Genomic DNA, 26,441 nt, shown 5'->3' with positions numbered 1-26,441 from the left:
ACCCAACCGCTCCGCCAACCTTCGCTCACTTTGCGCCGCTTTCTTTTCCAAAACAGGTCGGCGTGCGCGGCTTTTCACGAAGACTAACCTTTTATCGAAACAATAGCAACGCATCCAAAGTGATGAGTGTGGATACATACTCCCGTATTCACCAAAATATGCCAGTTTCTTCCGTTTCCGAAATCCAGTGCGAAATCTTGACGAGACATGAGGAGACGAATTTGAGCGGCGCCGCTGAAGTTGGTCTCTCATCATTCCGCCCGGCGCCCGACATACTTGAAAGCGCATCCGCGTTTCCGGCGGCGGTTGTTCGTTCGTAACGTTTCCAGCAAGCCATTCAATGAGGCGCGGCGTCAGCCTTGGCTCGTGCATGTCCCTTGATGGCCAGCGCGGATCATGCCTCGGGTCCGTCCAAGATACGTGTAAAAATAGGTCACAAGGCGGTTGGCCGTCCTGAACGGATGCGCTTGGCGATTTCTCCGACGATGCCGCGGCTCGCCTTGCCTTGGATCTTTTCGTGGATCCGCCGGATGCTGAGGTCAGTTGAAGCGGCGAGCGCCTCGATTTCGGTGTACCTCTCCGCCGAGGGCCACCTTGTGACCGAGCGGGGAAGCTGAATCATGGGGCCTGTCCCTATGGCTATCCCTATGGCAGTCCCTATGACTATCCAACGCGTCGAGGTGATCACGGGCCTGGAGCGGCGGCGGCAGTTCAGCGACGAGGAGAAGCTGCGGCTGGTCGAAGAGGCGTTTCAGCGGCATCGTCAAGTTGTTGGGCGGGAGCCGAGGATTGGGCGAGCTTGACAGCGAACAGGACAGGTGCGGGCTATGCGGCTTGCTTGATGCCGCAGACGTCGTGCCACATCTCGACGGCGCGGGCCCACTCGGCACGGTAGTCGGTTGCGGGCCTCAGGTGGCGGGGCAGGAGGAAGAGGTTGTTGATCGGATCGTGAGCGGACAGGGAGCGCTGGGCGTGCCGGGCCGACTTGAACCGCTTCATCTGGCGTTCCCGTCGCCTCGTTGGCTGGTGCGAGTTTTCCGCCCGGTTGTTCAGCCCCTTGTGCTGGCGGTGCTCGACGCCCAGCATGATCTCCTTCTTGGCCGCGCCGTATGAGCCCAGCTTGTCCGTGATCATGACGCGAGGAGCCCGGCCCTGCCGCTTCAGCAGCTTGCGCAGCAGGCGTTTGGCGGCCTTCTTGTCGCGCCGGCGCTGGACCAGCACGTCCAGCACAACGCCGTGCTGGTCGACCGCGCGCCAGAGATAGTGCTTCTTGCCGGCGATCTTAAGAACGACCTCATCGAGATGCCACTTGTCGCCGGGCCGGGGCAGCCGTCGACGAATGATGTTGGCGAACTCCCGGCCAAACTTGAGTGTCCACGAGGAGAGCGCGATAGGTGTTAGGTAAACAACGCCGCCATTATCAACCAAACACAGTAAAGCGTAGCTCTTCCAGTGTTTACGTGCGACTCTCAGCCATCAAGCTCGGAGGGGACGATGGGATCGGTGCTGGAGGATCTGGCGGCCATCCGGACCGTGGCGGAGATGACCGAAGCGTTCCGCGACGAGGCGCGGTGCCGTCGGCTGGTTGAGGCGATGGTGTGGCCGAACGGACGGCTCTGTCCGGCCTGCGGCTCACGGCGCTCGATCACTCTGGCGGGGCGCGACACGGGACGACGGTCCCGGCCCGGACTCTATCAGTGCTGCAATCCGGATTGCCGCTTCCAGTTCACCGTGACGACGCGAACCCCGTTGCATGGAACGAAGCTGCCGTTGCGGACCTGGCTCATGGGGCTGTGGTTCATCCTGCAATCGGACAAAGGCATCTCGTCCATCCGTCTGGCCGAAGCACTCGGCGTCAGCCAGCCGACGGCATGGCGGATGGGCCATGTCCTGCGGCTTCTGGTGTTGCGCGACCATCCGCTGGGCGGGACGGTGGAGATCGACGAGTTTCATTTCGGCGCCAAGCCGCGCCGCGACCCCAACCCTCCCAAACTGGGTCGAGGACGCAAGGGCCATCCCCGCACGACGAAAACTCCAGCGCTTGCGGTCGTCCAGCGGCCAAGCAGCCGGGAACCGGGAACACCGGCGGGCGAAGCCCGTGCCGCGGTGGTCGCCGACCTGTCGCTCGACGAGGCCGAGCGGGTGCTCGAAGCCGCTGTCGATCCCGACGCGCACTTGATGAGCGACGAATGGAAGGCGTTCATCGCCATCGGGAGCGCATTCGGTGCGCACGACACAGTCCGCCATTCTCAGCGCGAGTATGTTCGCGGCAGCGTGCATGCCAACTCGGCCGAGGGCTTCAACGATCGTGTCCGGCGCACGATCGCCGGTGTCTTCCATCACATCAGCCCCGACCACGCCGACCTGTATTTTGGCGAGATCGGTTTCCGCTGGTCCCAGCGCACGGTGGCGGGTCAGGCCCAGCGCCGGACCCGCAAAGGACGCACGGTGATCCAAACCCTCTGGTCCCGTGTTCCCCCAGCCCTCCAGCTTCCAGCCGTCTTTCGCTACGCTGTCGGGCGCCAACTTCGGCGGACCAAGGACGGCGGGATCAGCATCCGCTCCGCCGTAGCTGTCTTTAGTTGATAATGGCGATATACGCTAAGCGGACAAAGCCGGAACATCATGCAGCCAGGAATTCGGTTGGGGCACGCAACGGGTGATAGCCGGTCGTGCTCGGCACCCGGTTCGTACTCCAGAGATAGTCGCCGGTCAGGTTGATGTGCTGCCATCCAAGGGGCGCGAGATGGCTCAACACCTCGTCGGGAATGCGCTCGTCCGCGGCGCGCAGGGCATTGATGGCCCGCTCCATATAGACGGTGTTCCAGAGAATGATCGCGGCCACGACCAGATTGAGGCCGCCGGCGCGGTGCTGCTGGTTCTCCGGCGTCCGGTCGCGGATGCGCCCAAGGCGGTGGAAGCACACGGCGCGGGCCAGCCCGTTGCGGGATTCCCCTTGTTCAACTCGGCGGTGGCTTGGCGGCGAAGTGCCGGATTTTGCAGCCATTCCAAGGTGAACAGCGTCCGTTCGAGGCGCCCCACCTCCCGCAACGCCAAAGCCAGCCCGTTCTGCCGTGGGTAGGAGCCCAGGCGCTTCAGCATCAGCGAGGCCGGCACGGCGCCGGTCCGGATCGAGGTGGCCAACCGCAGCAGGTCGTCCCAGTGCGCCTGGATCAGCGCCTCGTCGATCCGCCCGGCAATGAAGGGTTCCAGGGTCGGCCAGGTCGCTGCCGGCCCAAATGTGTACAGGCGTCGGTCGTGCAGGTTCGGGATGCGCGGCGCGAAGCGGAATCCCATGAGATGACATAACGCGAAAACATGGTCCGAGACGCCACCGCCATCGACATGATGGACGGCGATCCCGGCATCCGTGCCATGGTAGAGCAGGCCGTCGATGACATGGATCGTGCCCCGAGGCGTGGTGTCTGAGGGGGCGTAGGTGCTGTTCGGCGAGTTGAAGCCGCCGGTCTACTCCACTGCAATCGGCAGCGGGTCAGCGGTGTGAGGGTGGCACAGCTCGGTCAGGCTTTCCATGGTCATGTAGCGCCGGCACACCGCCCACTCGTCGTGTTGCTCCAGCAGCAAGGCGCCAACCAGCCTGCGAACCGCCCCCTCGCCAGGGAAGATACCAACGACGTTGGTGCGCCGCTTGATCTCGCCATTCAGGCGTTCCAGAGGGTTCGTGCTGTGCAGCTTGGTGCGCAGATCCTTCGGGTAGGCCATGTAGGCCAGCACGTCGAACTCCGCCTCGTCCATCAGCGCCGCCAGCTTGGAAAAGCGCGGCCGCAGGCTGTCGGCGACCCGGCGCCACTGCTCGTGCGCCGCCTCGGCGGTCTCCTGGGCAAAGGCGGTGCGGATGGTGGCGGCGACCATCGTCTGGTGCGCCTTGCCGACGCAGGCCAAGAGATTCCGCATGCAATGAACTCGACAGCGCTGGAGGGTCGCGCCCAGCACCTTGGAGGCGGCGGCCTTCAGCCCGAGATGCGCGTCGGCGATCATCAGCTTCACACCCCGCAGCCCCCGGCGGGTGAGCGAGCGCAGGAAGTCGCTCCAGAAGGTCTCCGCCTCCGACAGCCCAAGGCCGAGCCCCAGCACCTCGCGCCGGCCGTCGGTGTTGACGCCGATCGCCAGTATGGCGGCGAGCGAGACGATGCGGCCGTCCTGGCGCACCTTCACATACGTCGCGTCCAGCCACACGAACGGCCAGTCGCCCTCCAGCGGGCGGGTCAGGAAGGCGTGGACCCGCTCGTCGATCTCCTCCGCACAGGCGGCTGGCGAGCGGTTGATCTCCGAACTCCTTCGGCGATCGATCGGCCGGGCGCTTATCCCATTCGACCTTTCCGGCCATGCGCCAATATTCGAGTTCCTGCGGGACATCTGGCCGATCGACCGCCTGCCGTCCCGTCTCTATTCCGGTGGAACGGTGCAGGATGACCTTGACCGCCACATGCACCGAAACGCAGACATGGACAACGATGACGCCCTGGAGGCCGTCGGTGCCTATACCTGCTCGCAACGTCGGTTCTTTCGCTTCTTGGAGGCTCTGCTGCATCCACGAACCCGGGAGGAGGGCGAGCAGCGCCGGATGGTCGCGGTTCTGAATCCTCTCCTGCAACGCGATGGCTTCCATCTGGCCGAGACCAGTTCCATATCGGGCTATCCGGTGTTCACCGTCAAAGCCATCGGCGGCTCCGCCGGGGCGCCGGCCGACCCTCTCATCTCAGAAACACTTGCCGCCTTCGACGAGGCCAGCGTGCACGAAGCCTAGACCCGGGCGCTGCAGCGGCGGACGACCCATCCGGAGGGAGCGATCACCTCGGCCCGGACGCTGCTGGAGACCGTCTGCAAGCACATCATTGAGGATGCCGGCGGCACTTACAGCGATCGGGACGAGTTGCCGAAGCTTTACCGGACGGCCGCCGAGCACCTCCAGCTCGCCCCGGACCAGCGCACCGAAGAAATGTTCAAAATCATCCTCGGCAACTGCCAGAACGTCGTGAACAGCTTGGCCAGCATCCGCAACAAGCTGAGCGATGCCCACGGCCGTGGACGCAAAGCGGTCCGCCCGTCGGCGCGGCATGCGGAACTGGCGGTGAACCTCGCCGGGACGGTGGCGACCTTCCTGGTGTCCACGTGGCGAGCCCGCCAAGCGTCCCAACCATGAAGCGCCACGCTTCCCAATGTCACGCGGTGCGCTCTCCGCTCATGGCGGCAGCAACGAGGGCCTGCGCTTCGCCGGCCACAGCCCGGCCCGCCTCCCGGCGCTCGCTGTAGCGGTCGGTCAGATAGTCGCTGCGGTCGCGCACCAGCAGAGTGAACTTCACCAACTCCTCCATCACGTCCACCACGCGGTCGTAGTAGGGCGACGGCTTCATCCGGCCGGCCTCGTCGAACTCCTGGAACGCCTTGGCCACCGACGACTGGTTCGGGATGGTCACCATGCGCATCCAGCGCCCCAGCACCCGCATCGCGAGCGCCGGGCTGCTGCTAACGGTCAGCGCGGCCGGCGGCACGCCGCGAAGCCAAAGCTTCCCACCACCACGAGCGAGGCGGCGATTGCCGTGGCGATCACCGCGCCGTAGGAGCCGTTCCATTGCCACAGCAGGGCGGCCAGCGTCGGCGCGACGGCCTTGAGCAGCGCCGTCGGCACCGTCAGCACGCCGTTGACCGCGCCATAGGCCGAGCGGGTCAGCATGCCCATGGTATGTCGCCCCAACGGTGGCGCCAGACAGCGCCATATCCTGCCGTCCGGCAGGACAACGGTTTGGTCCTGAAGGACTGCCGGTCCCAGGAAACGAAGATGTCGAGTGCACCCGAGCAGGCCGCGCTACGATCTGCGTGAACCCGTGTCCACCGAACCGGGGCAAGATCAACCGGCACATCCTACTGGACGCTGAACAGCCGACGGTCCGAATGATCGGGCGTCGTCCCGTCCTTCAGGATGACGAATCCGCCCGCTTCATCGCCTTGCGGCAGTGAACCAGCGCGTCACGGATCATGACGTTGACCAGCGTCGGCGACACGCCGAGGGTCTCCGCGATGTCCTTCTGGCTGTGGCCGTGGATCCGGTGCATCTCGAAGGCGTAGCGGGTGCGCTCCGGCAGGTCGGCCAGCGCCGATTCGAGCGTCTGCAAGAGCTGGCGGTTCACATTCACGCTTTCCGGCGAGGCCGCTTCCGGCGTGCTCACCGCCTGCCCTTCCTCCTCCGCCGCCATCAGACGCGATTCTAGGCCTTTCCGGCGGTAGTGATCGATTGCCAGATTGCGCACGACCATCATCAGGTAACCCGCCTTGGCCCGGATGGAGCTGGTCGATTCCGTCCCCAGCAGCTTCAGGAAGGCGTCCTGAACCACGTCCTCGGCGTGGTGGCGGCACCCGGTGATCCGCTCGGCCACCCCGAGCAGCGACCGCCGATGCGTCGTGAAGACGTCGGTCAGGGTCTGATTCTCGGCGGTTCCTACCGGTCGCATGGGACGATCCTTGTGCAAAGCGACGCCGCGGCGGGGCGGCAATCCCCAAGGCTTGACAAGCCGTCGCAAGCTAATGCAACTGACAGTCATTTGCAAAGGAGGAAAAGGCAGAAATTCCCACGGTGATTTCTAGTATTCGTTGCGCGAGTTCTGAATGACCCCGCGCCTCGCAGGCTTTCTGCTTGGCGGGCTGGCGCTCGGCTGGTTGGTGCCCGCCGCGCCTTCCGCCGCCCTGTCCGATTCCGTGCAGGCCGATTCCGTGCAGGCCGCGTCCCAAGTCAGGCCGCTGGCGATCCCGGCCCTTCCGCTGGGCGAGGCGCTGACCCGCTTCGGCCAGCAGACCGGTTTGCAGATCCTCTACAGCCCGGACCTCGTGTCGGGCCGCCGGTCGCGCGCCCTGGCGGGACGGATGGCCCCGGCGACGGCCCTCGCCGAATTGCTGGGCGGAACCGGCCTGTCCTTCGACCTGCGCGACGGTATGGCGACCATCGGCCGGCCGCAGGACACCGCCGACGTCCTGCCCCCCTTGACGGTGGAGGGCCGACCGCTGCACAGCGGCCGGGCGGCGAGCCTCGCCAGTCCCGACCGCAGCGTCGGCCGCACCGAAACCCCCGTCGAAGACCTGCCGCAGGGGCTCTCCATCGTCACGCGCGCCGATCTGGACCGGCGCGACGTCCAGGACATCAACGGCGCGCTGGCCTACAGCGCCGGCGTGCGCCCCATCGACTATCCCGGCGGCCAGGGCGCCATCGACGTCTATGTCCGCGGCTTCCGCCAGAGTTCCGATTCCGTCCTGATCGACGGGCTGCGCAGCGGCTTCAACCCCTATGGGCTGGAGTATGAGCCCTTCGGGGTGGAGCGGCTGGAGGTGCTGAAGGGACCGGCTTCCGCCATCTACGGCGCGATGCCGCCCGGCGGCGCCATCGCCCTGACCAGCAAGCGCCCGACCGATCAACCCCTCCACCGGCTCCAGCTCCAGGGGGGCAGCCATGACCGGCGGCAGGCCACCGCCGACCTCGGCGACCGCATCGACACCGGAGGATCGCTGCGCTACCGGCTGACAGCGCTGTCACGGCGCAGCGGCACGCAGGTCGACCACACGCCGGACGACCGCCTCTACGTCGCCCCCGCACTGTCCTGGTCGGCCGGCGAGGGCACCGAGATCACCCTGCTTGCCAGCCTCCTCGACTTCCGCAAGATGGGGGCGGAGCAAAGCTTCCCGGTGTCGGGCACGGTCTTGGACAACCCCTACGGCCAGCTCGATTCCAGCCTGTTCCTGGGCTATCCGGGGGTGAGCTCCTACCGCTCGCGCACCCTCTCGGCCGGCTACGAGGTCCGCCACGCCCTGACCGGTGACTGGACGCTGCGCCACAGCCTGCGCCACAGCCGCAGCCGCGTCGGCTACCGGTGGAGCTCGGCGGACTCCGGCGCTCTGGAGGCGGACCGCTACTACCGGTTCGGGCTGCAGGACCGGCCCAAGACCAGTTCCACCCTGCTGGCCGACGCCAACCTGCAGGGCGCCATCACCACCGGACCGCTGCGCCACAGCCTGCTGGCCGGCGCCGATCACGCCCGCTACCGGGTGCATGAAACGCGGCGGCACGGCACGGTGGCCGATCCGATCGACGTCTTCGCCCCGGTCTATGGCGGCCCCTACGCCTGGGACGCGGCGCTGCTCAACGACCTGACCGACCGCATCCGCCAGACCGGCCTCTATCTCCAGGACGAGATCGCCGCCGGCGGCTGGCGGCTGACGCTCGGCGGGCGGCTGGACTGGAGCCGCACCGACGTCCGCGGCCTGCTGTCCGACAGCGTGCCGGTGGAGACGACCCAGCTCGACCGCGCCTTCACCAAGCGCATCGGGCTCGCTTACCGCTTCGACAACGGCCTGACGCCCTACGCCGGCTATGCGACCTCCTTCCAGCCGACCAGCGGCAGCGACGCGCAAGGCCGTCCCTTCTCGCCGAGCCGCGGCGCGCAGATCGAAGGCGGGCTGCGCTACCGGCCCGAGGGCTTCGACGCGCTGTTCACCGCGTCGCTGTTCCGCGCGGTGCAGAGCAACCTCACCGCCGCTGATCCGGACCATCCCGGTTATCTGACCCAGACCGGGGAAACGCGGTCGCGCGGCGTCGAGCTGGAGGCGCGGACGGCGATCGGCGAGACGACCGATCTGACGGCGGCCTACACCCGCACCGACGCGCGGGTCACCCGCGACACCCCCGCCCCCGGCGGCACCGACAAGACGGGACACCGGGTGGCCTCGGTCCCCCGCCACGCCGCGTCGCTCTGGCTGCGCCAGCGTTTCGAGGACGGACCGGCCGACGGCCTGACCGCCGGCATCGGCGTGCGGTATGTCGGCGCGACGGACAACGCCGCGAACAGCGTGCGCGTCCCCGCCTACACGCTGGTCGATGTCAGCCTGGGCTACGAGCTGGACCGGCTCGGCCCGTCGCTCGACGGGGTCGGGCTGACGCTGACCGCGACCAACCTGTTTGACCGCCGTTACTTCTCGCCGGGCTTCTATGAGGATTCGGTCTTCGTCGGCAACCGGCGGGCGGTCCTGGCGACCCTGTCCTACCACTGGTGACCGGCCTGCTGGTGACCTCGCGGCCTCAGCGGGCGGAGAGGAGGAGGGCGCCGTCCCTCGCGGCGATCGTCACCGGCAGCACCCGCGGCAGCGACGCCACCACGCGGTCGAGGTCGGCGACGTCGTACACGCCGCCGATGCGCATCGCCCCGACCCGGCGGTCGGCCAGCCGCAGCGGCTGCGACAGGTAGGGGTTCAGCAGCGGGACCGCCTCGGCCAGGGTGATGTCGTCGAACACCAGCTTACCCTCGCGCCAGGACAGCACCCGCGCCGGATCGACGCGCGCGACGCTGCCGAACCGGCTGTCGCGGGCGAAGCGGCCCTGCTGGCCCGGCGTCAGCCGCAGGGGCTCCTCGCCCGCCGCGGCGGTGGCGCTCACGGTCACCGCGCCCTCGGCCAGCGTCACGGCCATCTCGCCGTCGTTGGCCCAGACGTTGAACCGCGTCCCGGTCACACGGACCCGATGGGCGGCGGTGAAGACGGTGAAGGGCCGCGCGGCGTCGCCCGCGACCGCGAAATAGGCCTCGCCATGGTCCATCAGGACGCTGCGGCGGTCGCGGAACTGGGCGTAGAGCAAGGTGGTGCGAACGTTCAAGTCCACCGTCGAGCCGTCCGGCAGACCGACCACGCGGTGCCGGTCGCCGCCGAGGAAGACGTCCACTCTGCCGGGCAGCACACCGAACGACCAGCCCACCGGCCACCCGACGGCCAGGACCGCCGCGACGCAGGCCGCCAGCGTCCAACGCCGCTGTTTCGGCGCCCGGACAAGGGGAGAGCGCACCGCCTCGACGGGCCGCGCCGGAGCGGGGGTCGCGGTCACCCGCGGCCGCAGCCCGGCGGACAGGCCCCACAGCTCCCGCATCGCGTCGAATTCCGCCACATGGCGCGGGTCGTCCCGGCACCAGCGCTCGAAGGCAGCCCGGTCGGCGTCGCTCACCTCCTCCGCTTGCAGGCGCAGGCACCAGTCCGCCGCCTCTTCGGTCACGCGGTCGTCGTCGGAAGGATGGGACGGAGGCATACAGGCGCGCTCGGCTCCGGAAATCGTGCGCCAGCTATAGGGCAGACCGGGACCACACCGCAAGGCGGGCGGGAGCGCCGCGACCGCTCCGCCGGCGCCGCTTCAGTTTTGCCCCGCTCGTTCGTCCTAGTCGTCAGGGCCGTGCGCGTCCGCCTTCCCGGCGGGGTCGTCGCGCGGCCGCCTGTCGCCCCGTCCTCCAGGAACCCCGATGCCGACCTCCCCCCGTTCCAGCCTGTCCGCGCTGCTCCATCTCCTGCGCCCCTTCTGGCCGCTGCTGACCGCCGCCACCCTTCTGGGTGTGCTGGGCGGGCTCAGCGTGACCGGGCTTCTGGCCGCCATCAACCGCATCCTGCACGCCGGGGACAGCCCCGGCGCCGGGCTCCTGCTCGCCTTCGCCGGGCTGTGCGCGCTGGCGCTGGCCGGCTCGGTCCTGTCGGACATCGGCACCAACCGGATCGGGCAGCGGGTCATCGCGCGGCTGCGCAAGGATCTGGGCGACCGCATCCTGACGGCACCGATCGACCAGTTGGAGCGCTACCGCAGCCACCGCCTGATCCCGGTGTTGACCCACGACGTGGACACCATCAGCGACTTCGCCTTCGTCTTCGCGCCGCTGGCGGTGTCGCTCAGCGTCACGCTGGGCAGTCTCGTCTATCTGGCGCTGCTGTCCTGGCCGATGTTCCTGGCGACGGCGGCGGCTATCCTGATCGGCAGCGCCGTGCAGTACATCGCGCGCGGCCGAGGCATCGAGGGCTTCCAGGAGGCCCGCGCCCACGAGGACGAGTTGCAGAGGCACTACCGCTCGCTGGCCGAAGGGGCGAAGGAGCTGCGCATCAACCGGCCGCGCCGGCTGCGCCTGCAGAGCGAGGCGCTGCGCGGGACCATCGACCGCATCTGCGAGGTCCAGATCCGCTCGATCACCCTCTTCGTCGTCGCCAAGGGGTTCGGCTCCACCCTGTTCTTCATCGTCATCGGGGTGGCGCTCGGCGTCGAGGCGCTGTGGCCGAGCACCGACCGCGGAACGCTCAGCGGCTTCATCCTGGTCCTGCTCTACATGAAGGGGCCGCTGGAGCATCTGATCGGCACCCTGCCCATCGTCAGCCGCGCCCAGGTCGCCTTCCGCCGCATCGCCGAGCTGTCGGCGGCCTTCGCCTCGCCGGAGCCTCACCTGCTGATGAAGGACGGCGCCCCGCCGCCCGCCGCCATCGACTCGCTGGAGCTGCGCGCCGCCCGCTACGCCTACCCGCCGGCCGGGCCGGGCGAGGAACCCTTCGTGCTCGGCCCCGTGTCGCTGCGCGTCGGCCGCGGCGAGATCCTGTTCATCGTCGGCGAGAACGGCTGCGGCAAGACCACGCTGATCAAAATGCTGCTCGGCCTCTACGCCCCGCAGGACGGCACCATCCTGCTGAACGGCGAACCGGTGACGCCGGAGACGCGCGACGACTACCGCCAGCTCTTCACCACCATCTTCGCCGACTATTTCCTGTTCGACGACCTGATCCAGACGGGCGGAAACGTGCCGGAGGAGGCCCAGGCCTATCTGGAACGGCTGGAGATCGCCCACAAGGTCAGCCTGGTCGACGGGGTGTTCAGCACGACCGACCTGTCCACCGGACAGCGCAAGCGGCTGGCGCTGCTCCAGGCCTGGACGGAGGGGCGGCCGGTGCTGGTGTTCGACGAATGGGCGGCCGACCAGGACCCGGCCTTCCGCCGGATCTTCTACACCGAACTGCTGCCCAGCCTGAAGGCGATGGGCAAGACGATCATCGTCATCTCCCACGACGACCGCTATTTCGACGTGGCCGACCATCTGCTCCGGCTGACCGCCGGAATGGTCGCCCAGGAGGAATTCACCTGCTAAAAAATTCACGGCGATGAAAGAATCCCCTTAAGTTCCGCCTACCCCCTTCGTCTTAGAGCCAGGAGACGGGTTTCGCAGGACGCGGAACCCGCCGGATCGAGCGTCATTCGGGGGTTTGGAGATGGAGATTGGGGTTGGGGTGGCCGCAGCGGCCGTCCGTCCGGCGACGGGGACGCGCGGGCGTCTGAAGGCGTTCCTGCTGGCGACGACGATGGCCGGAATGGCAGCGTTGGCGCATCAGCCAACCGCCTTGGCACAGCAGCAGCCGGCCAGCGGATCGGTCAACAGCGGATCAGCCGGCAACGTCACGGTTCTCGCTCCGCTCACCGTCCAGGGCGTCGTCGGCGGCACCGACGGCTATGTCGCGACGCGCAGCGCCGTCGGCACCAAGGTGGACACGCCGCTCGTCGAGATTCCGCAGACGATCTCCGTCGTGACCCGCGAGGAGATGGACCAGCGCGCCGTGCAGGATTTCGGCGGTGCGGTGGCCTACTCGCCCGGCATCGTCGTGGTCGATTATCCGGGCGGCCCCGGCGCCCCGGACTTCTCGATGCGCGGCTTCCGCGATTTCAGCCTGTTCGGCATTTACCGCGACGGCCTGCGGGCCGGTTTCAACAACTACGACACCAACTTCGAGCCCTACGGGCTGGAGCGCGTCGACATCGTGAAAGGCCCCTCGTCGGTCCTGTTCGGCCAGACCGCGCCCGGCGGCGTCGTGAACCTGACCAGCAAGCGGCCGACCGCAACGCCGCTGCACGAGATCCAGCTTCAGACCGGCAATTACAAGCGCCGTCAGGCCGCCTTCGATCTCGGCGGGCCGGTCGATGGCGAGGGCAAGGTGCTCTACCGCCTGACCGGGCTCGGTCGCCTGTCCGACACCCAGGTGGACCACGCGCCGGACAACCGCCTCTACATCGCGCCGGCGGTGACCTTCAAGCCGACCGACAGAACCAAGCTGACCCTGCTCGCCAGCTACCAGTCGCTGAAGATGAGCGGGTCGGAGCAGAGCATCCCGCGTAGCGCGCTCGACCTCATCGGCACCGACCTCTATTTCGGCGTTCCGGGCGTGTCCGACTGGCGGGTGAAGAACACGTCGATCGGCTACGAGGTCGAGCATGAGCTGAGCCCGAGCTGGTCGATCCACCAGAACGCCCGCTACATGCATTCGCGGGTGAGCTTCCAGTCCTCCTTCAGCACCGAATGGCCGGTCGAGCTGGTGGACGGCCGCTATTACCCGGTGGGGCTGCAGGACCGTCCGAAGAACACAGACACCTACCTGATCGACAGCAACATCCAGGGCAAGCTGACCACCGGCCCCGTCTCGCACACCATCCTGGCCGGCGTCGATTACGGCTACTACTCCGGCAAGGAGACGCGGCGGAACACGCTGAATTCGCTGGTCGTCGACATCTTCAACCCGACCTATCCGGGGACGGAGTTCCTCTACGCCGACCCCTGGGTGAACGGGAAGAGCAAGCTGTCGCAGATCGGCGCCTACCTCCAGGACCAGCTGCGCTACGACAACTGGATCCTGACGCTCAGCGGCCGTCAGGACTGGGTGGTCGGCAAGGAGGTCGACTACCTCTCCAACGGCTTCCAGACCACGCGCGACCACGAGTTCACCGGGCGCGCCGGCCTCGGCTACGTCTTCGACAACGGCATCGCGCCCTACGCCAGCTATGCGACCTCGTTCCAGCCGTCCACCGGCACGCTGGCGCCGGAACGCGGCGGCGGCACCTTCAAGCCGACCACCGGCACGCAGTACGAGGTGGGTGTGAAGTACCAGCCGACGGGCTGGACCAGCTTCATCTCCGCCTCGCTCTACCACATCACCCAGCAGAACGTGTCGACCAACGACCCGCTCTACAGCGGCTACGCCGTGCAGGAGGGCGAGATCCGCAGCCGTGGCGTCGAGCTGGAGGGCAAGATGGCGCTGACGGAGGCGTTCAGCCTGATCGCCTCCTACGCCTTCATCGACGCCGAGATCACCAAGGACAACCCGGCCGTCGGGTCCTCCACCAGCTCGGTCGGGCTGCGGCCGAAGGGGATTCCGCGCCACATGGCCTCGGCCTGGGGCGACTACACCGTCAAGGCGGGGCCGCTGGACGGGCTCGGCCTCGGGGCGGGGGTGCGCTATGTCGGCTCGTCCAAGAACATCGCCAACACCGCGAGCATCCCCGAGCACGCGCTGATCGACGCCGCCATCCGCTACGACCTGGGCGCCCTGCGTCCGGAGCTGGCGGGGGCCAGCGCCGCGCTCAACGTCAGCAACCTGACCGACAAAAAATACTATTCGCCGGGCTTCTACGACAACACCGTGCTGTACGGCAACCGCCGCCAGATCCTGGCGACGCTGAAGTACAGCTGGTAAGGCCTCCCCGATGCCCGGCATCAACGGCACCGTCGGCACCGTCGGCATCGTCGACCGGCGCCGCATCCTCCGCACCGCCGCCTTGCTGCCGGTCGGCCTGATGGCCGGCGGCGCGTGGTCGGCGGAGCGAAGGACGGACGGCGGACTCTGCGCGCTCGACTGGACGAGCGCGCAGGCCCTGCTGGCGCTGGGCATCGTTCCCCGCGGCTTGCCCGAGCTCGACCGCTACCGCCGGGCGGTGGTCGAGCCGGCGGTGCCGGACGGAGTTCCGGACATCGGCGCGCGGGCGGAGCCGAACCTGGAACTGCTCGACCGGCTGGCCCCGGCGCGTTTCGTCGGCGACGGCGCGCTGTCGGCGGTGCAGGGCCGGCTGGAACGGATCGCCCCCGTCACCGTCCATCCGCCCTTCGACACCCGGTCCGACGGGGACGGGGAGCCGGGCGGGCAACTCGCCTTCGCCGTCGCGTCGCTGCGCGGGCTGGCCGCCGGCCTCGGCGTGCCGGAGGCGGCGGAGCGGGCGGTCGCCCGGCTCGACCGCACTCTGGCGGCGGCGCGCGACCGGCTGTCGGGATGGGAGCCGCGCCCGCTCCACATCCTCAGCGTCCTCGACGGGCGGCGCGTCCTCATCCACGGACGCAACAGCCTCTATCACGACGTCCTCGACCGGCTGGGGATCGCGAACGCCTGGACCGGCCCCAGCGGCCCCTACGGCCACGCCACGGTGACCATGGACCGGCTGGCCGGGCGCCCCGACGCCGGGCTGGTCAACATCGGCAGCGAGGGCGGGCGGACGCTGGAGACGGTGGCCGCCCTGCCGCTGTTCGCCGGGCTGCCCTTCCTGCGCGAAGGCCGGGTCACCATCCTGCCGCCCATCCTGTTCTATGGCGGCATCCCGGCGGCGGAGCGCTTCGCCCGCCTGCTCGGCGAAGGGCTTGCCCCGCATCATGGCTGACACCGCGACCTCACCCCCGTCCCGCAGCTTCGGTCCCGCCTGGCCGGTCATCGGCCTGTTCCTACTGGCCGGGCTGGTGTCCGCCCTCGTCCTTGAGCGGCAAGTGCCGCCGGAGCTGTGGTGGCGGGCGCTCATCGCTCCCGACCCGGCGCGCTTCGACCAGCTCGCCGCCCATTATGTCCTGTTCCCGCGCTTCGCGGTCGCCTTGCTGGTCGGGGCGGCGCTGGGGCTCGCCGGGGCCATCCTGCAGCAGGTCCTGCGCAACCCGCTGGCCGAGCCCGCCACGCTGGGCATCTCCGCCGGCGCGCAACTGTCGCTCGCCGTCGCCACGCTGTGGCTGCCCGACGCGCTAGCGCTGGGGCGGGCATGGGTGGCGCTGGCCGGCGCCGGGCTGTCGGCGGCAGCGCTGCTGGCGCTGTCCTGGCGCAAGGGGCTGTCGCCGGTCACCGTCGTTCTGGCCGGCCTCGTCCTCAGCCTTTACGCCGGATCGGTCAGCGGCGTGATGGTGCTGTTCAACCACGACCTGCTGATCGGCCTGTTCCTGTGGGGCGCCGGCTTCCTCGACCAGCAGGATTGGAGCATGGCCGCCTTCCTGGCGCCGCGGCTGGCGGTGCTGGCGCTCGCCGCCGCGCTGGTGCTGCGCCCGCTGGTCCTGCTCGGCCTCGGCGAGGGCGGGGCGCGCAGCCTGGGCCTGTCGGTGGCGGGCGCCCGGCTGGCCGGTCTGGTGATCGCGGTGATGCTGGCGGCGCTGAGCGTCGCCGCCGTCGGCGTGGTCAGCTTCGTCGGGCTGGCCGCCCCGACCATCGTCGGCATGGCCGGCGCCCGCCGGCTGGGTCCGCGCCTGCTGTGGGCGACGCTGTGCGGCGCCGCCCTGCTGTGGGCGACCGACGCCCTGGTGCTACTGGCCCCGGTCACCTACCGCGAGCTGCCGACCGGCGCCGTCACCGCGGTGCTGGGCGTGCCGATGCTGCTGTGGCTGCTGCCCCGCCTGCGCACGGCGGCACCGCCGGTCACGTCCACCACAGCACCGCCGCCGCGGGCGCACCGCCCGGCGTTGCTGCTCGCCGCCGGCGCCCTGCTGCTGCCGCTGGCCCTGTGGGCGGCGGTCGCCGCCGGCCGCGGTCCGGACGGCTGGGAGTGGAGCGTCGGCGACGCCCTTGCCGCCGTGGAGCCCTGGCGGATGCCGCGGGCGGTGGCGGCGCTGGCCGGCGGGGCGATGCTGGCGGTGGCCGGCGCCACGCTGCAGCGGATGACCGGCAACCCGCTGGCGGCGCCGGAAATCCTCGGCGTCTCCTCCGGCGCGATCCTCGGCGTGATCGTTCTGATGTTCTCCGCCGAGACCCCCGGCCGCGGCGCCCAGGTCCTGGCCGGCGGGGCGGGAGCGGCGGCGGTGCTGGCGGCGATGCTGGCGCTCGGCCGCAGGGACGGCTTCTCGCCCGACCGGCTGCTGCTGGCCGGGATCGCCACCAGCTCCATCTCCGGGGTCGTCGTCGCCGTCCTGATGGCCGGGCATGACCCGCGCCTGCAGACGCTTGTCACCTGGCTGTCCGGTTCGACCTACATGGTCGGCCCGGCCGACGCGCTGGCGGCGGCGCTGCTGGCCGGGATCGCCGTCGCCGCCATCCCCTTCGTGGCGCGCTGGCTCGACCTGCTGCCGCTCGGCGGCGGGGCGGCGGCGGCGCTGGGGGTCAGCCCGCCGCTCAGCCGTGCCGTCCTGTTCAGCCTGTCGGCGCTGCTGACCGCGGCGGCGACGCTGATCGTCGGGCCGCTGAGCTTCGTCGGGCTGATGGGGCCGCACCTCGCCCGCATGCTCGGCCTGCAGCGGGCGGCGGCCCATCTCCTCGGCTCCGCCATGCTCGGCGGTCTGGTCATGCTGACGGCCGACTGGCTTGGACGCGGCGTCCTCTTCCCCTATCAAGTGCCGGCCGGGCTGCTCGCGTCCGTGATCGGCGGCCCCTTCCTCCTCTGGCTTCTGGGACGGCGCTGATGCCCCGCTTCTCCTGCGACACCGCGATTCCCCAAGACCTCCTCCCCGGCACCCCCGCCGCCGCCGCGGACTGGCTGGTCGCCGCCTCCGAGCCCTACGGCCTGACCTTCACCCGCGAGGGCGACCGCCGGACGACCGACGGACCGTTCGGCCGCCTGACGCTGACCGTGGACACGGACGCGCTGCGTCTGCGGGCGGAATCGGGCGACCGCGGCCTCCTGGAGCGGTTCCGCGGCTCCATCACCGAGCAGTTGCTCGGCCTGCTCGGGGAGGACGCGGCGATCGTCTGGACCGGCGACGTCGAGACCGGGGCGCTGTTCGCCGATTTCCGCGAGATCCGCGTCGCCGCCGTCCGCGACCTGACCCCGCGCCTGCGCCGCATCACCTTCCGCGGCCGCGACCTCGGCCGCTTCGCGACGTCGGACAACCTGCATGTCCGCCTCTACCTGCCGCCGCCGGGGCTGGAGGTGCCGTCCTGGCCGCGCCCCGGCCCCGACGGGCGGCCGGTCCTGGCCGCGCCCGAGCGCCGGCCGGCGGTCCGCTACTACACCCTGCGGCGCGTCGATGCTGACGCCGGCGAGCTGGACATCGACGTCGTCCTGCATGAGGACGACGGTCATGATGACGGCCATTCCGGCGAGGCCCCCGGCGCCGATTTCGCCCGGCGGGCGCGGCCCGGCGACCTCTGCGGCATGTCCGGCCCCTACGGGCTCGGCGTGTCTCCGGCCTCCTGGTACCTGCTGGCCGGCGACGAGACGGCTCTCCCCGCCATCGCCCGCATCCTGGAGGAATTGCCCGACGACGCCCGCGGCATCGCCCTGATCGAGGTGGAGGACGCGGCGGACGAACTGCCGCTCCGGGCCCCCGCGGGGTTCGCCGTCCGCTGGCTGCACCGCCGCAAGGCCGATGCGGCCAGCCCGCTGGTCGAGGCGGTGCGCGCCCTAACCCTCCCGGCGGACAGCGCCACCCTGTTCGCCTGGGTCGCCTGCGAGTTCGACGACCTGGCCCGGCTGCGCGAGCATCTGCGGGGATGCGGCATCGACCGCGACCGCATGTTGGCCGTCGCCTACTGGCGGCGCACCCCGCCGGGGACGTCTGCCAACGGGACCTCCGCGTGACGCCCGCCATGGAGCCTATGTTTCGCCTCGACGGGGTGCGCTTCGCCCTGCCGGGGCGCCTGCTGCTCGACCTGCCGTCCTGCGACCTGTTCCCCCACCGGGTGACCGCGCTGATTGGCCACAACGGCTCCGGCAAATCGACCCTGCTGAAGATCCTCGCCCGCCAGCAGCCGCCAAGCGGCGGTCGGGTGCTGTTCGACGGCCGCCCTCTGGACCGCTGGAAACAGAGGGCCCTCGCCCGCCGCATCGGCTACCTGCCGCAGCACATGCCCGCCGCCTCCGGCCTGCTGGTGCGCGAGCTGGTGGCGCTCGGCCGCTATCCCTGGCACGGCGCGCTCGGCGCCTTCCGCGCGGAGGACGCCCGCAAGGTGGAGGAGGCGCTGGCGCTGACCGACACCGCGCCCTTCGCCGACCGGCTGGTCGACAGCCTATCGGGCGGCGAGCGGCAGCGGGTGTGGCTGGCCATGCTGATCGCGCAGGACGCCGGCTGCCTGCTGCTCGACGAGCCGATCTCGGCGCTCGACGTCGCCCATCAGGTGGAGGTGCTGGCCCTGGTCCGCCGCCTGTCGCGCGAGCGCGGCATCGGTGTGGTCGCGGTGCTGCACGATGTGAACATGGCGGCGCGCTTCTGCGACGACATCGTCGCCCTGCAGGGCGGTCGGCTGATCGATCGCGGACCCCCGGCCGAGATCATGACGCCGGCCCGGCTGGACGCCATCTACGGGGTGCCGATGGCGGTGATCCCCCACCCGGACAGCGGCGAGCCGGTCGCGCTGGTGCGCTGAGCGGTTGAGTGCGGAGTGGTCAATCCAATGCTGCGCGACTATGTGCATGAGCGTCTGGCTGGCACGGTGGTTGCCCCGAACGGCATGGCGATCCCGGGGCCGGCCGTGCCCTGGAAAGCTCGCCGTCACGGGCGCCGTCAGGACCGGCGGTGGGGCAAGGCGTGGAGCCCCGAACAGATCTCGTGGCGCCTGCGGCTCGACTTTCCGGAGGACCCGACGATGCGGATCAGCCATGAGGCCATTTATCAGGCGCTGTTCATTCAAGGCCGGGGAGCGTTGCGCCGTGAGTTGACCGCCTGCCTGCGGACCGGGCGGACGCTGCGCGTTCCGATGGCGCGGACCCGCAAGCGGGGCAAGTCCTTCATCACCCCGGAGATCATGATCAGCCAACGCCCGGCGGAGGTGGCGGACCGGGCGGTCCCGGGGCACTGGGAGGGGGATCTCATCATCGGCTTGGGCGGATCGGCGATCGGCACGTTGGTGGAGCGGACGACGCGGTTCACGATGCTGCTCCATCTGCCCCTGATGCCGGGGCATGCCAGCGGACCGCGGGCCAAGAATGGACCGGCGCTTGCCGACCATGGCGCCACGGTCGTCCGCGACGCCATTGCGCGCACCATCGCAACCTTGCCCGCCCAGCTCCGCCGGTCGCTGACCTGGGATCAGGGGGCGGAGATGGCCCAACATGCCCATATCCGGATCGACACACTGGGCTTTGCGTCTACTTCTGCGATCCGCGCAGTCCGTGGCAGCGCGGCACAAACGAGAATACCAACGGTCTGCTACGCCAGTACTTCCCCAAGGGAACCGACCTCAGCGCGCATGACGCCGACACCCTGGCGGCCGTCGCCCTCGCCCTGAACACAAGACCCCGCAAAACCCTTGGCTGGAAAACTCCAGCTGAGGCGCTGGGCGAACTGCTTCAATCTATCGATAAGGGAGGACGGGACGAGGCTGTTGCGACGACCGCTTGAATCCGCCCTGTCACCATCGTCGTCGGTGCAGCCACTGCGGCGCGGCGCGCCCGCTCAAGGACCACCGTCCGCGCCGGCTGGTGTCGTTGTTTGGAACGGTGGAGGTGCGCGCGCCCCGCTTTGAGCCCTGCCGCTGCGGTGTGGCCTGCCGGCGCACCCTGACCCCGGTCGAGGAGATCATGCCCGACCGCTGCACCCCCGAGTACGAACGCGTCATGGCCGGGATGGGCAGCGCGCTGCCGTACCGGCGGGCGCGGACCTTGCTGGCCGAGCTGCTGCCGTTGGACGGTGGCCAGCACCGCCATCTCGTACAGCCGGCGATTGGGTGTGCCGCTGTCGACGACCAGCCGCCGCCACTCCTTGCGAAAGGGCATCGGTGCATCCGACGGGACATCGCGTTTTCCGGACTGGTTGAGATCGCGCAGCAGCCTTACCGCCGCGAGCAGCGGGTCGTTTTCCCTGGCCGCCTGGAAGGTGAGGGCTTCGAGAAGAGCCGGGACGAACTTCCGGATCGTGATGTAGCGGTCAGCGGCACGGATCAGGGGATTCTCCTCCGCCAGATCAACGAGGCCGGCCACCTCGGGCCGGGCGCGCAACAGCTTTGCCCACCCCACGGTCTCGTCGACGACGGCGAAGGCGTCGCGGTCACTGTCCTGGGCCGCGCCGAGCGCCTCGATCGTGTCGTGGAACAGCCGCATCAGGCGGCCGACGTCGCGCGTCGTGGCAGCATAGGTCTTCTCCTTGGCATGTTTGCCCCGCGTGAAGGCCCCGCCGATCAGCCGGTCGGCCATGCCGAGCACAGCATCGGTCAGCCGGGATTCCAGGTCGAACAGCACGGCGACCAGGGTCGCGCGCCGCCGATGGGCGGTGTAGCGGCCGAGCAGATAGGCGGGCGACGCTTGTCCCTCCCGGACGAACTGGCGGAACCGGATTTCGGGAAGGCGCGACGCGAGGTCGGACGGGATCCCGACGGCACGGACGACCTGAAGCTTGCCGAGCAGGTCGCGGACATGCCCGGCCTTTGGTGCGCTCCGTATCGTCTTCAACCAGGCGAGAGGAGTTCCACCGAGTTCGGGATCGACGACCGGCAGCCGGTCGAGTTTGGCCAGTTGCTCGTCGGTGAGGCCGGCAACCAGAGCGTCCGCCGCCCGCTTGCGGGCGCGGGCACGCCCGGCGGCGCCCGTGCGCTCGATCACCGCCAAGGCGGGCAGGATGAGCTTTTCGGAGCGGAGCGCGGCGACGATGGCGGTGACGTGAGCTTTCCCCGGGAGAATGGACACCGGGTTATGCGGCCCGAAGCTCGGCCTGCTCTGGGGTGATGTAGCCGAGAGCCGAGTGGATCCGCTGGCGATTGTAGTAGCCTTCGATGTAGGCGAACAGGTCCCGCTTGGCGGCCTCGCGGGTCGGATACCGCTGGTGATGGCAACCACCGACAGCTTGGTGTGCCCTTGGTTCGGGCTGGCGATACGATCCTGGTGCATATGGTCAAGCGGCCGGCGGCCGGCGATCTGGTCGTTGCGGCCGCCGGCGACCGACTGCTGTTGGGGCGGTTGCATGAGGATTACCCTCAGGCTCCGGTCGTCAGTCTCGCGGCCATGTCGCAGACGGTGGACCGGCCGGTCGCGCCGATCCGCATTCCCCGTGGAAGTGCGGAATTGAAAGCCCTGACGGGGGTGATCTGGCGTTCCCGGATTGCCCTTGGGGCGCTCGGTGTGGCCGACGATATCGCGGAATTGGACAGCGACGATGCCATCGGTCTGCCGGTCGATGCTTGCGTGTTCAAGGTTGATGGCGTCAGCGCCGAACCACGGGCCTTGGACGGACACTCGATCATTGCCGGGGCCTGGGTCGACGGGATGGCGATGCTCGACCTGGAAGGGAGGATCGTCATCGCCGCGTGTGAAGGCGAGGATGACACGGAGCAGTTCTATCTCAAACGTGTTCATTTCGACGGTGAGACGGCGTGGCTGGTCAACCTCAACCCTGACCACGGCTCCTTGCCGGTGCGCGCCTGCTGCAGCTTGACGTTTCTGCCGCGCCTGAAGCGTTTGGCTCCGGTGATCGGGGTGCTGTTCGACAGCCGGAAACGTTGAACGGACGGTTGTATACTTTGAAGGCTCGCGAGAGCGTGCAGATCGAAGAACGCTCTCAAGGAGGGAATGAACGGTCATTTTCGGGAGGAGAAATTCATCGTTCAGCGCGCAATGTGTGCAATTGAAAGGTGTCCTTGCAAGATTATCATTTCATTATAACGTTCTATGGATTCAGCGGGATCGGCTCTGTTCGGTCAAACCGCTGGTTTTAACGTCCAAAATTTTCAAAGAAAGTTTTCAGGAGAAAGCGACACACCGGGAGCATGGGTCCGGCGGCGACCGGTCGCGCCCGGAGCTGAAGCGTGCCATCGCGCGCTGCCGTGCCGGCGACGTGCTGGTCGTCGTGCGCATCGACCGGCTGGCCCGTTCGCTCGCCCACCTCCTGGAGATCATTGAGGCGCTCGACACCCAAGGGGCGGGCTTCCGCTCGCTGGGCGATCCCATCGACACCACCAGCCCGCAGGGCCGCTTCACCTTGCAGATCCTCGGCGCGGTGGCCGAGTTCGAACGCGCGCTCAATTCGCGAGCGCACCAAAGCTGGCCTGAAGGCCGCCAAGGACCGTGGCCGGATCGGCGGCAATCTGGGCCTGCGCTTCCGGTCCGCGTCGGCGGTGCGCGCCGTCAACGACGCCCGCGAAGCGCGGCGCGATGCCGATGTGCTGCGGGTGGCCGACGACATCCTGCCCCACGTCCGCGCGATGCGTCCCGGCTATTCCTGGGCGACCGTGGCCCGCAGCTTGGCCAGAAATGGTTCGCGGCGCCCCGACGGCGGCCCGTGGACCGGGGCAGCTCTGGCGCGCGCCGTGCATCGCCTCGCGCGGGACGGGTTCGTGGACGACCGGGTACTGGAGCGTACGCCGCGGGGCCGCGACAGCGACGACCTCGTCACCTTGGTGGCCTCGGCGGTGAAGACGCTGGGCACCCCAACCCTGGCCAACATTGCCCGTCATCTCGAAGAGTTGCACTGCCGGACGCCCCGTGGAGAAACGCGCGGGTCGATCTCGTCGGTGCAGAACCTGCTGAGTCAGGCCGTTGCACAGGGGCTTCTGGAAGATCGGCCGCTTCCTGCACCGGAAGCGCCACGGCGGCGCGGCCGGCCAGCCAAATCGCTCAAAGGCCTAAAAAGCACTCCATAACGGCGATAGTCGATGCCTTTGGTCAGGATGAGGCGTTGCAGTTTCTGCGTGCCATCTGGTTTGATACCGATGGCGCATGAAGGCTTCCATTGCTTGGAATTCATGCGAATTGCGGCCACCAGTGGAACCATGTGGCGGCGCGGATACGGTCGGGATCATCGGCGAGACCGCAGCAGCGATCGGCGAGTGCTTGATCGAGGGCATCGAGATCCTCGAAGTAGGTGTTGGCGATCGTCTCGTTGGTCAGTGGCCAGAGATGCTCGGCGGGCTGCAATTCGGGGGAATACGGGGGTAAGAACTCCAGCGTGATGCCCTCCGGGATGTCCAGCGAGCCGGCGACATGCCAGCCCGCGCCATCGAGGACGATGAGCACCTGCTTGGTGGGCCCGGCCCCGACCTCGCGGGCAAAGGCGTCCAGGATAGCACCGAACATGGGCGCATCGAGGCCATCGACGAGAAACCAGATCACCTGTCCGGTGCTCGGCCGTACGAAGCCCGCGAGATACATCCACTCGAAGCGCTGGTGGCCGCGCGCCACCGGCCGGCGGCCGCGCGGCGCCCACACTCGGCGGAGCACCGGCTTCAGCCCGACGCGATGCTCATCCATCGCCCACACCTCCAAGGGTGTGTCCGGGTCTTCCTGCTGGAGGGCCTGCACACGGCGGCGGAACCGGGCCTTGAAGACCTCCTGGGCCAAGGGATCGGCTTCGGCATGGCGGGGGCGCGGTATTTGGCGGGTGAAGCCGAGCCGGCCCAGATAATCGGTGCCGCGCCGGGGTGAGACGAGCCGGCCAAGCATGCCGGCGATCCACTGGGCGACCGAGTGGCCCGTCCACAAACCGCGGCCGGGCGGCGGATCGGCCAGGCTAGTCCTCAGGCTTTGTCGCTGGTTTTCGTCGAGCAGCGGTCTGGCGCCGGGGTTGAACTGGCGCTGGTCACCCAGCCCCGCAACCCCGGCCTCGTTATAGCGTCCCACGATGACGCTGACCCAGCGCGGCGTGTACCCCGTCACCTCGGCCACGAACTGGGCCGAGCGCCCACTGGTCAGCAGCCAGATGATTTGCAGATGCGTCCGCTCCGTCGCATCCGTCGCGGCCTTGTACAGCCGATGCAACTCATTGGCGTCAAGGTGATGAACCAGGTGAACCTTGCTGCCCATGCCAAATCAGGTGGATCGGGCTCGCCTCAAAGGAAGCCTTCACACGCCGTCGGTATGAGACGTGAGGCTGGCCCGCCGGAGCGGTCCCCATAGCTGGCGCAGGCGGGCCAGCCGTCCGGGAGCGGGCGGCCACCGTGCTCTTCGGCTAAGTTGAGGTTGCTTGACGACCATCAACCGAGACGGAGTGACACGATGACCGGGGACAGGATCGCTCTTCACGAACTGATTGGAAAGAGCGCCGACGCCGACTTCCTGCGCGAGATGGTCGGCTTCGCCGCTCGGCGCCTGATGGAGTTGGAGGTCGAGGCGTTGACCGGCGCCGGTTACGGCGAGCGCTCGGACGAGCGGTTGATCAAGCGCAACGTCTACCGCGAGCGAACCTGGGAGACCCGCGCCGGCGCCATCGATCTGCGCATCCCCAAGCTGCGACGCGGCTCCTACTTCCCGGCTTTCCTGGAGCCGCGGCGCACAGCGGAGAAGGCGCTGATCGCCGTGATCCAGGAGGCGTACGTGCAGGGCATCTCCACGCGCAACGTCGATGACTTGGTCAAGGCGATGGGCATGACCGGTATCTCCAAGAGCCAGGTCAGCCGCCTGTGCGAGGAGATCGACGAGCGGGTCCACGCCTTCCTGACCCGCCCGCTGGAGGGCGACTGGCCGTTCGTGTGGCTGGACGCGACGTATGTGAAGGTGCGCCAGGACGGCCGCATCGTCTCGCTCGCCGCCATACTGGCGATCGGCGTCAACACCGACGGCCGGCGCGAGGTGCTGGGGCTCGGCCTTGGGCTGTCGGAGGCGGAGACCTTCTGGAGCGACTTCCTGCGCTCGCTCACCCGCCGGGGGCTGCGGGGTGTGAAGCTGATGATCGCCGACGCGCATCTCGGGCTGAAGGCCGCCGCCTCCAAGGTGCTGGGCGCGACCCTCCAGCGCTGTCGAGTTCATTGCATGCGGAATCTCTTGGTCTGCGTCGGCAAGGCACACCAGACGATGGTCGCCGCCACCATCCGCACCGCCTTTGCCCAGGAGACCGCCGAGGCGGCGCACGAGCAGTGGCGCCGGGTCGCCGACAGCCTGCGGCCGCGCTTTTCCAAGCTGGCGGCGCTGATGGACGAGGCGGAGTTCGACGTGCTGGCCTACATGGCCTACCCGAAGGATCTGCGCACCAAGCTGCACAGCACGAACCCTCTGGAACGCCTGAATGGCGAGATCAAGCGGCGCACCAACGTCGTTGGTATCTTCCCTGGCGAGGGGGCGGTTCGCAGGCTGGTTGGCGCCTTGCTGCTGGAGCAACACGACGAGTGGGCGGTGTGCCGGCGCTACATGACCATGGAAAGCCTGACCGAGCTGTGCCACCCTCACACCGCTGACCCGCTGCCGATTGCAGTGGAGTAGACCGGCGGCTTCAACTCGCCGAACAGCACCTATGCCCCCTCAGACACCACGCCTCGGGGCACGATCGAACATGCTGGCCGCCACGATGCTGATGATGGGAACGGGGACCTTTCTGATCGGCCTTCTGCCGACCTACGACCAGATCGGGATCTGGGCGCCCCTGCCGCTGATTCTGCTTCGGCTCGTGCAAGGTATCGGCGTCGGCGGTGAATGGGCCGGGGCGACGCTGCTGGTCGTGGAACACGTCAGGGACAGACGCGGCTTCTACGGCAGCCTCGTGCAGACGGGTCTTCCCATCGGGGTCGCCGCCTCGACCGCCGCCTTTCTGCTGCTCAAGAGCCTGCCCCAGGACGCTCTCCTCAGTTGGGGATGGCGGCTTCCTTTCCTGTTCAGCATCGTGCTGGTCGCCGTCGGCGCCTTCGTCCGTTTCCGACTCGCGGATCACCCGCGTTCGAGGAAATCCGGGTCGGCAACTGTTTGTCCCGGTTGCCCTTCGCCGAGGTTCTGCGGGATCACTGGCGGCTTTGCCTGACGGTCT

At 68.7% G+C, this 26,441-nt stretch carries 20 protein-coding genes and 8 pseudogenes; 17 read left to right on the top strand and 11 right to left on the bottom strand.

The annotated features are described in order from the left end of the window. Window positions 1-433 precede the first annotated feature (433 nt). Both ACWPXE_RS22390 and ACWPXE_RS22385 read right to left on the bottom strand, forming a co-directional pair. On the bottom strand, window positions 434-622 hold the full coding sequence (locus tag ACWPXE_RS22390; RefSeq protein ID WP_454019551.1) for a hypothetical protein: 189 nt from the start codon (window positions 620-622) through the stop codon (window positions 434-436). Between the two features lie 203 nt (window positions 623-825). Continuing rightward, window positions 826-1,413 (bottom strand): annotated as a pseudogene (locus ACWPXE_RS22385) (IS6 family transposase); the annotation flags it as partial. Window positions 1,414-1,494: 81 nt separating this feature from the next. On the opposite strand from ACWPXE_RS22385, the gene ACWPXE_RS22380 reads away from it, so the two are divergent. Continuing rightward, window positions 1,495-2,586, top strand: coding sequence for an IS1595 family transposase (locus tag ACWPXE_RS22380; RefSeq protein ID WP_454019550.1), 1,092 nt, complete (start codon window positions 1,495-1,497; stop codon window positions 2,584-2,586). Window positions 2,587-2,623: 37 nt separating this feature from the next. Here ACWPXE_RS22380 and ACWPXE_RS22375 read toward each other — a convergent pair. Next, window positions 2,624-3,402: pseudogene (locus ACWPXE_RS22375) on the bottom strand (Tn3 family transposase); the annotation flags it as partial. 66 nt (window positions 3,403-3,468) lie between these two features. After that, window positions 3,469-4,329, bottom strand: a pseudogene (locus tag ACWPXE_RS22370) (IS256 family transposase); the annotation flags it as partial. Between ACWPXE_RS22370 and ACWPXE_RS22365 the strand changes: the two are divergent. Both ACWPXE_RS22365 and ACWPXE_RS22360 read left to right on the top strand, forming a co-directional pair. Further along, entirely contained in the window at window positions 4,283-4,768 is a 486-nt protein-coding gene (locus ACWPXE_RS22365; RefSeq protein ID WP_454019549.1) for an AbiJ-related protein, read from the top strand. The pseudogene ACWPXE_RS22370 and the gene ACWPXE_RS22365 sit on opposite strands and share 47 nt — an antisense overlap. A gap of 126 nt (window positions 4,769-4,894) precedes the next feature. Continuing rightward, window positions 4,895-5,164, top strand: a complete 270-nt coding sequence (locus ACWPXE_RS22360; RefSeq protein WP_454019548.1) for an abortive infection family protein — start codon at window positions 4,895-4,897, stop codon at window positions 5,162-5,164. 19 nt (window positions 5,165-5,183) lie between these two features. On the opposite strand, the gene ACWPXE_RS22355 is transcribed toward ACWPXE_RS22360, so the two are convergent. The 3 genes from ACWPXE_RS22355 to ACWPXE_RS22345 form a co-directional block, all read right to left on the bottom strand. Next, on the bottom strand, window positions 5,184-5,447 hold the full coding sequence (locus ACWPXE_RS22355; RefSeq protein ID WP_454019547.1) for a hypothetical protein: 264 nt from the start codon (window positions 5,445-5,447) through the stop codon (window positions 5,184-5,186). A 47-nt stretch (window positions 5,448-5,494) separates the two neighbouring features. Continuing rightward, window positions 5,495-5,701, bottom strand: coding sequence for a hypothetical protein (locus ACWPXE_RS22350; protein WP_454019546.1), 207 nt, complete (start codon window positions 5,699-5,701; stop codon window positions 5,495-5,497). Window positions 5,702-5,936: 235 nt separating this feature from the next. Next, complete coding sequence (locus tag ACWPXE_RS22345; protein ID WP_454019545.1) at window positions 5,937-6,470, bottom strand: RNA polymerase factor sigma-70; 534 nt, start codon at window positions 6,468-6,470, stop codon at window positions 5,937-5,939. Between the two features lie 154 nt (window positions 6,471-6,624). On the opposite strand from ACWPXE_RS22345, the gene ACWPXE_RS22340 reads away from it, so the two are divergent. Then, complete coding sequence (locus tag ACWPXE_RS22340) at window positions 6,625-9,057, top strand: TonB-dependent siderophore receptor (RefSeq protein WP_454019544.1); 2,433 nt, start codon at window positions 6,625-6,627, stop codon at window positions 9,055-9,057. Window positions 9,058-9,082: 25 nt separating this feature from the next. Here the strand turns inward: ACWPXE_RS22340 and ACWPXE_RS22335 are convergent, their stop codons facing one another. Next, on the bottom strand, window positions 9,083-10,075 hold the full coding sequence (locus ACWPXE_RS22335) for a FecR family protein (RefSeq protein ID WP_454019543.1): 993 nt from the start codon (window positions 10,073-10,075) through the stop codon (window positions 9,083-9,085). Between the two features lie 208 nt (window positions 10,076-10,283). On the opposite strand from ACWPXE_RS22335, the gene ACWPXE_RS22330 reads away from it, so the two are divergent. The 8 genes and pseudogenes from ACWPXE_RS22330 to ACWPXE_RS22295 all read left to right on the top strand — a co-directional run. Then, window positions 10,284-11,936, top strand: a complete 1,653-nt coding sequence (locus ACWPXE_RS22330; RefSeq protein WP_454019542.1) for a cyclic peptide export ABC transporter — start codon at window positions 10,284-10,286, stop codon at window positions 11,934-11,936. 121 nt (window positions 11,937-12,057) lie between these two features. Next, on the top strand, window positions 12,058-14,307 hold the full coding sequence (locus ACWPXE_RS22325) for a TonB-dependent siderophore receptor (protein ID WP_454019541.1): 2,250 nt from the start codon (window positions 12,058-12,060) through the stop codon (window positions 14,305-14,307). Between the two features lie 10 nt (window positions 14,308-14,317). Next, the gene (locus ACWPXE_RS22320) at window positions 14,318-15,259 is read left to right on the top strand and encodes an ABC transporter substrate-binding protein (RefSeq protein WP_454019540.1); all 942 of its coding nucleotides are present in this window, start codon (window positions 14,318-14,320) and stop codon (window positions 15,257-15,259) included. Then, complete coding sequence (gene fhuB / locus ACWPXE_RS22315) at window positions 15,252-17,246, top strand: Fe(3+)-hydroxamate ABC transporter permease FhuB (RefSeq protein ID WP_454019539.1); 1,995 nt, start codon at window positions 15,252-15,254, stop codon at window positions 17,244-17,246. Before ACWPXE_RS22320 ends, fhuB begins: the two co-directional genes overlap by 8 nt. Further along, the gene (locus ACWPXE_RS22310) at window positions 17,246-18,364 is read left to right on the top strand and encodes an SIP domain-containing protein (protein ID WP_454019538.1); all 1,119 of its coding nucleotides are present in this window, start codon (window positions 17,246-17,248) and stop codon (window positions 18,362-18,364) included. The genes fhuB and ACWPXE_RS22310 overlap by 1 nt, the downstream gene beginning before the upstream one ends. Before the next feature lie 8 nt (window positions 18,365-18,372). Next, entirely contained in the window at window positions 18,373-19,149 is a 777-nt protein-coding gene (locus ACWPXE_RS22305) for an ATP-binding cassette domain-containing protein (RefSeq protein ID WP_454019537.1), read from the top strand. Between the two features lie 15 nt (window positions 19,150-19,164). Then, a pseudogene (locus ACWPXE_RS22300) lies at window positions 19,165-20,123 on the top strand (IS30 family transposase); the annotation flags it as partial. Window positions 20,124-20,131: 8 nt separating this feature from the next. Then, window positions 20,132-20,410: pseudogene (locus ACWPXE_RS22295) on the top strand (ISKra4-like element ISAzba1 family transposase); the annotation flags it as partial. Here ACWPXE_RS22295 and ACWPXE_RS22290 read toward each other — a convergent pair. Both ACWPXE_RS22290 and ACWPXE_RS22285 read right to left on the bottom strand, forming a co-directional pair. Then, a pseudogene (locus ACWPXE_RS22290) lies at window positions 20,399-21,367 on the bottom strand (Tn3 family transposase); the annotation flags it as partial. The pseudogenes ACWPXE_RS22295 and ACWPXE_RS22290 overlap by 12 nt on opposite strands. Window positions 21,368-21,407: 40 nt before the next feature. Beyond that, window positions 21,408-21,545, bottom strand: a pseudogene (locus ACWPXE_RS22285) (IS3 family transposase); the annotation flags it as partial. Window positions 21,546-21,598: 53 nt separating this feature from the next. Between ACWPXE_RS22285 and ACWPXE_RS22280 the strand changes: the two are divergent. From ACWPXE_RS22280 to ACWPXE_RS22270, 3 genes and pseudogenes are all read left to right on the top strand, one after another. Then, on the top strand, window positions 21,599-22,216 hold the full coding sequence (locus ACWPXE_RS22280) for a hypothetical protein (protein ID WP_454019536.1): 618 nt from the start codon (window positions 21,599-21,601) through the stop codon (window positions 22,214-22,216). A 115-nt stretch (window positions 22,217-22,331) separates the two neighbouring features. Beyond that, window positions 22,332-22,682 (top strand): annotated as a pseudogene (locus ACWPXE_RS22275) (recombinase family protein); the annotation flags it as partial. A gap of 145 nt (window positions 22,683-22,827) precedes the next feature. Further along, window positions 22,828-23,352 (top strand): hypothetical protein, encoded by a 525-nt coding sequence (locus ACWPXE_RS22270; RefSeq protein WP_454020063.1) that lies wholly within the window; start codon window positions 22,828-22,830, stop codon window positions 23,350-23,352. Between the two features lie 100 nt (window positions 23,353-23,452). On the opposite strand, the gene ACWPXE_RS22265 is transcribed toward ACWPXE_RS22270, so the two are convergent. Next, entirely contained in the window at window positions 23,453-24,511 is a 1,059-nt protein-coding gene (locus ACWPXE_RS22265; RefSeq protein ID WP_454019535.1) for an IS630 family transposase, read from the bottom strand. A gap of 192 nt (window positions 24,512-24,703) precedes the next feature. On the opposite strand from ACWPXE_RS22265, the gene ACWPXE_RS22260 reads away from it, so the two are divergent. After that, window positions 24,704-25,903, top strand: coding sequence for an IS256 family transposase (locus ACWPXE_RS22260; RefSeq protein WP_454019534.1), 1,200 nt, complete (start codon window positions 24,704-24,706; stop codon window positions 25,901-25,903). A 31-nt stretch (window positions 25,904-25,934) separates the two neighbouring features. After that, window positions 25,935-26,435, top strand: coding sequence for an MFS transporter (locus ACWPXE_RS22255; RefSeq protein ID WP_454019533.1), 501 nt, complete (start codon window positions 25,935-25,937; stop codon window positions 26,433-26,435). The last annotated feature ends 6 nt before the right edge of the window (window positions 26,436-26,441 follow it).

It is taken from the genome of Azospirillum sp. Marseille-Q6669 (assembly GCF_965111635.1).
Note: the sequence above shows the minus strand (reverse complement) of the source record. Positions and strands in the feature narration are given on the sequence as shown.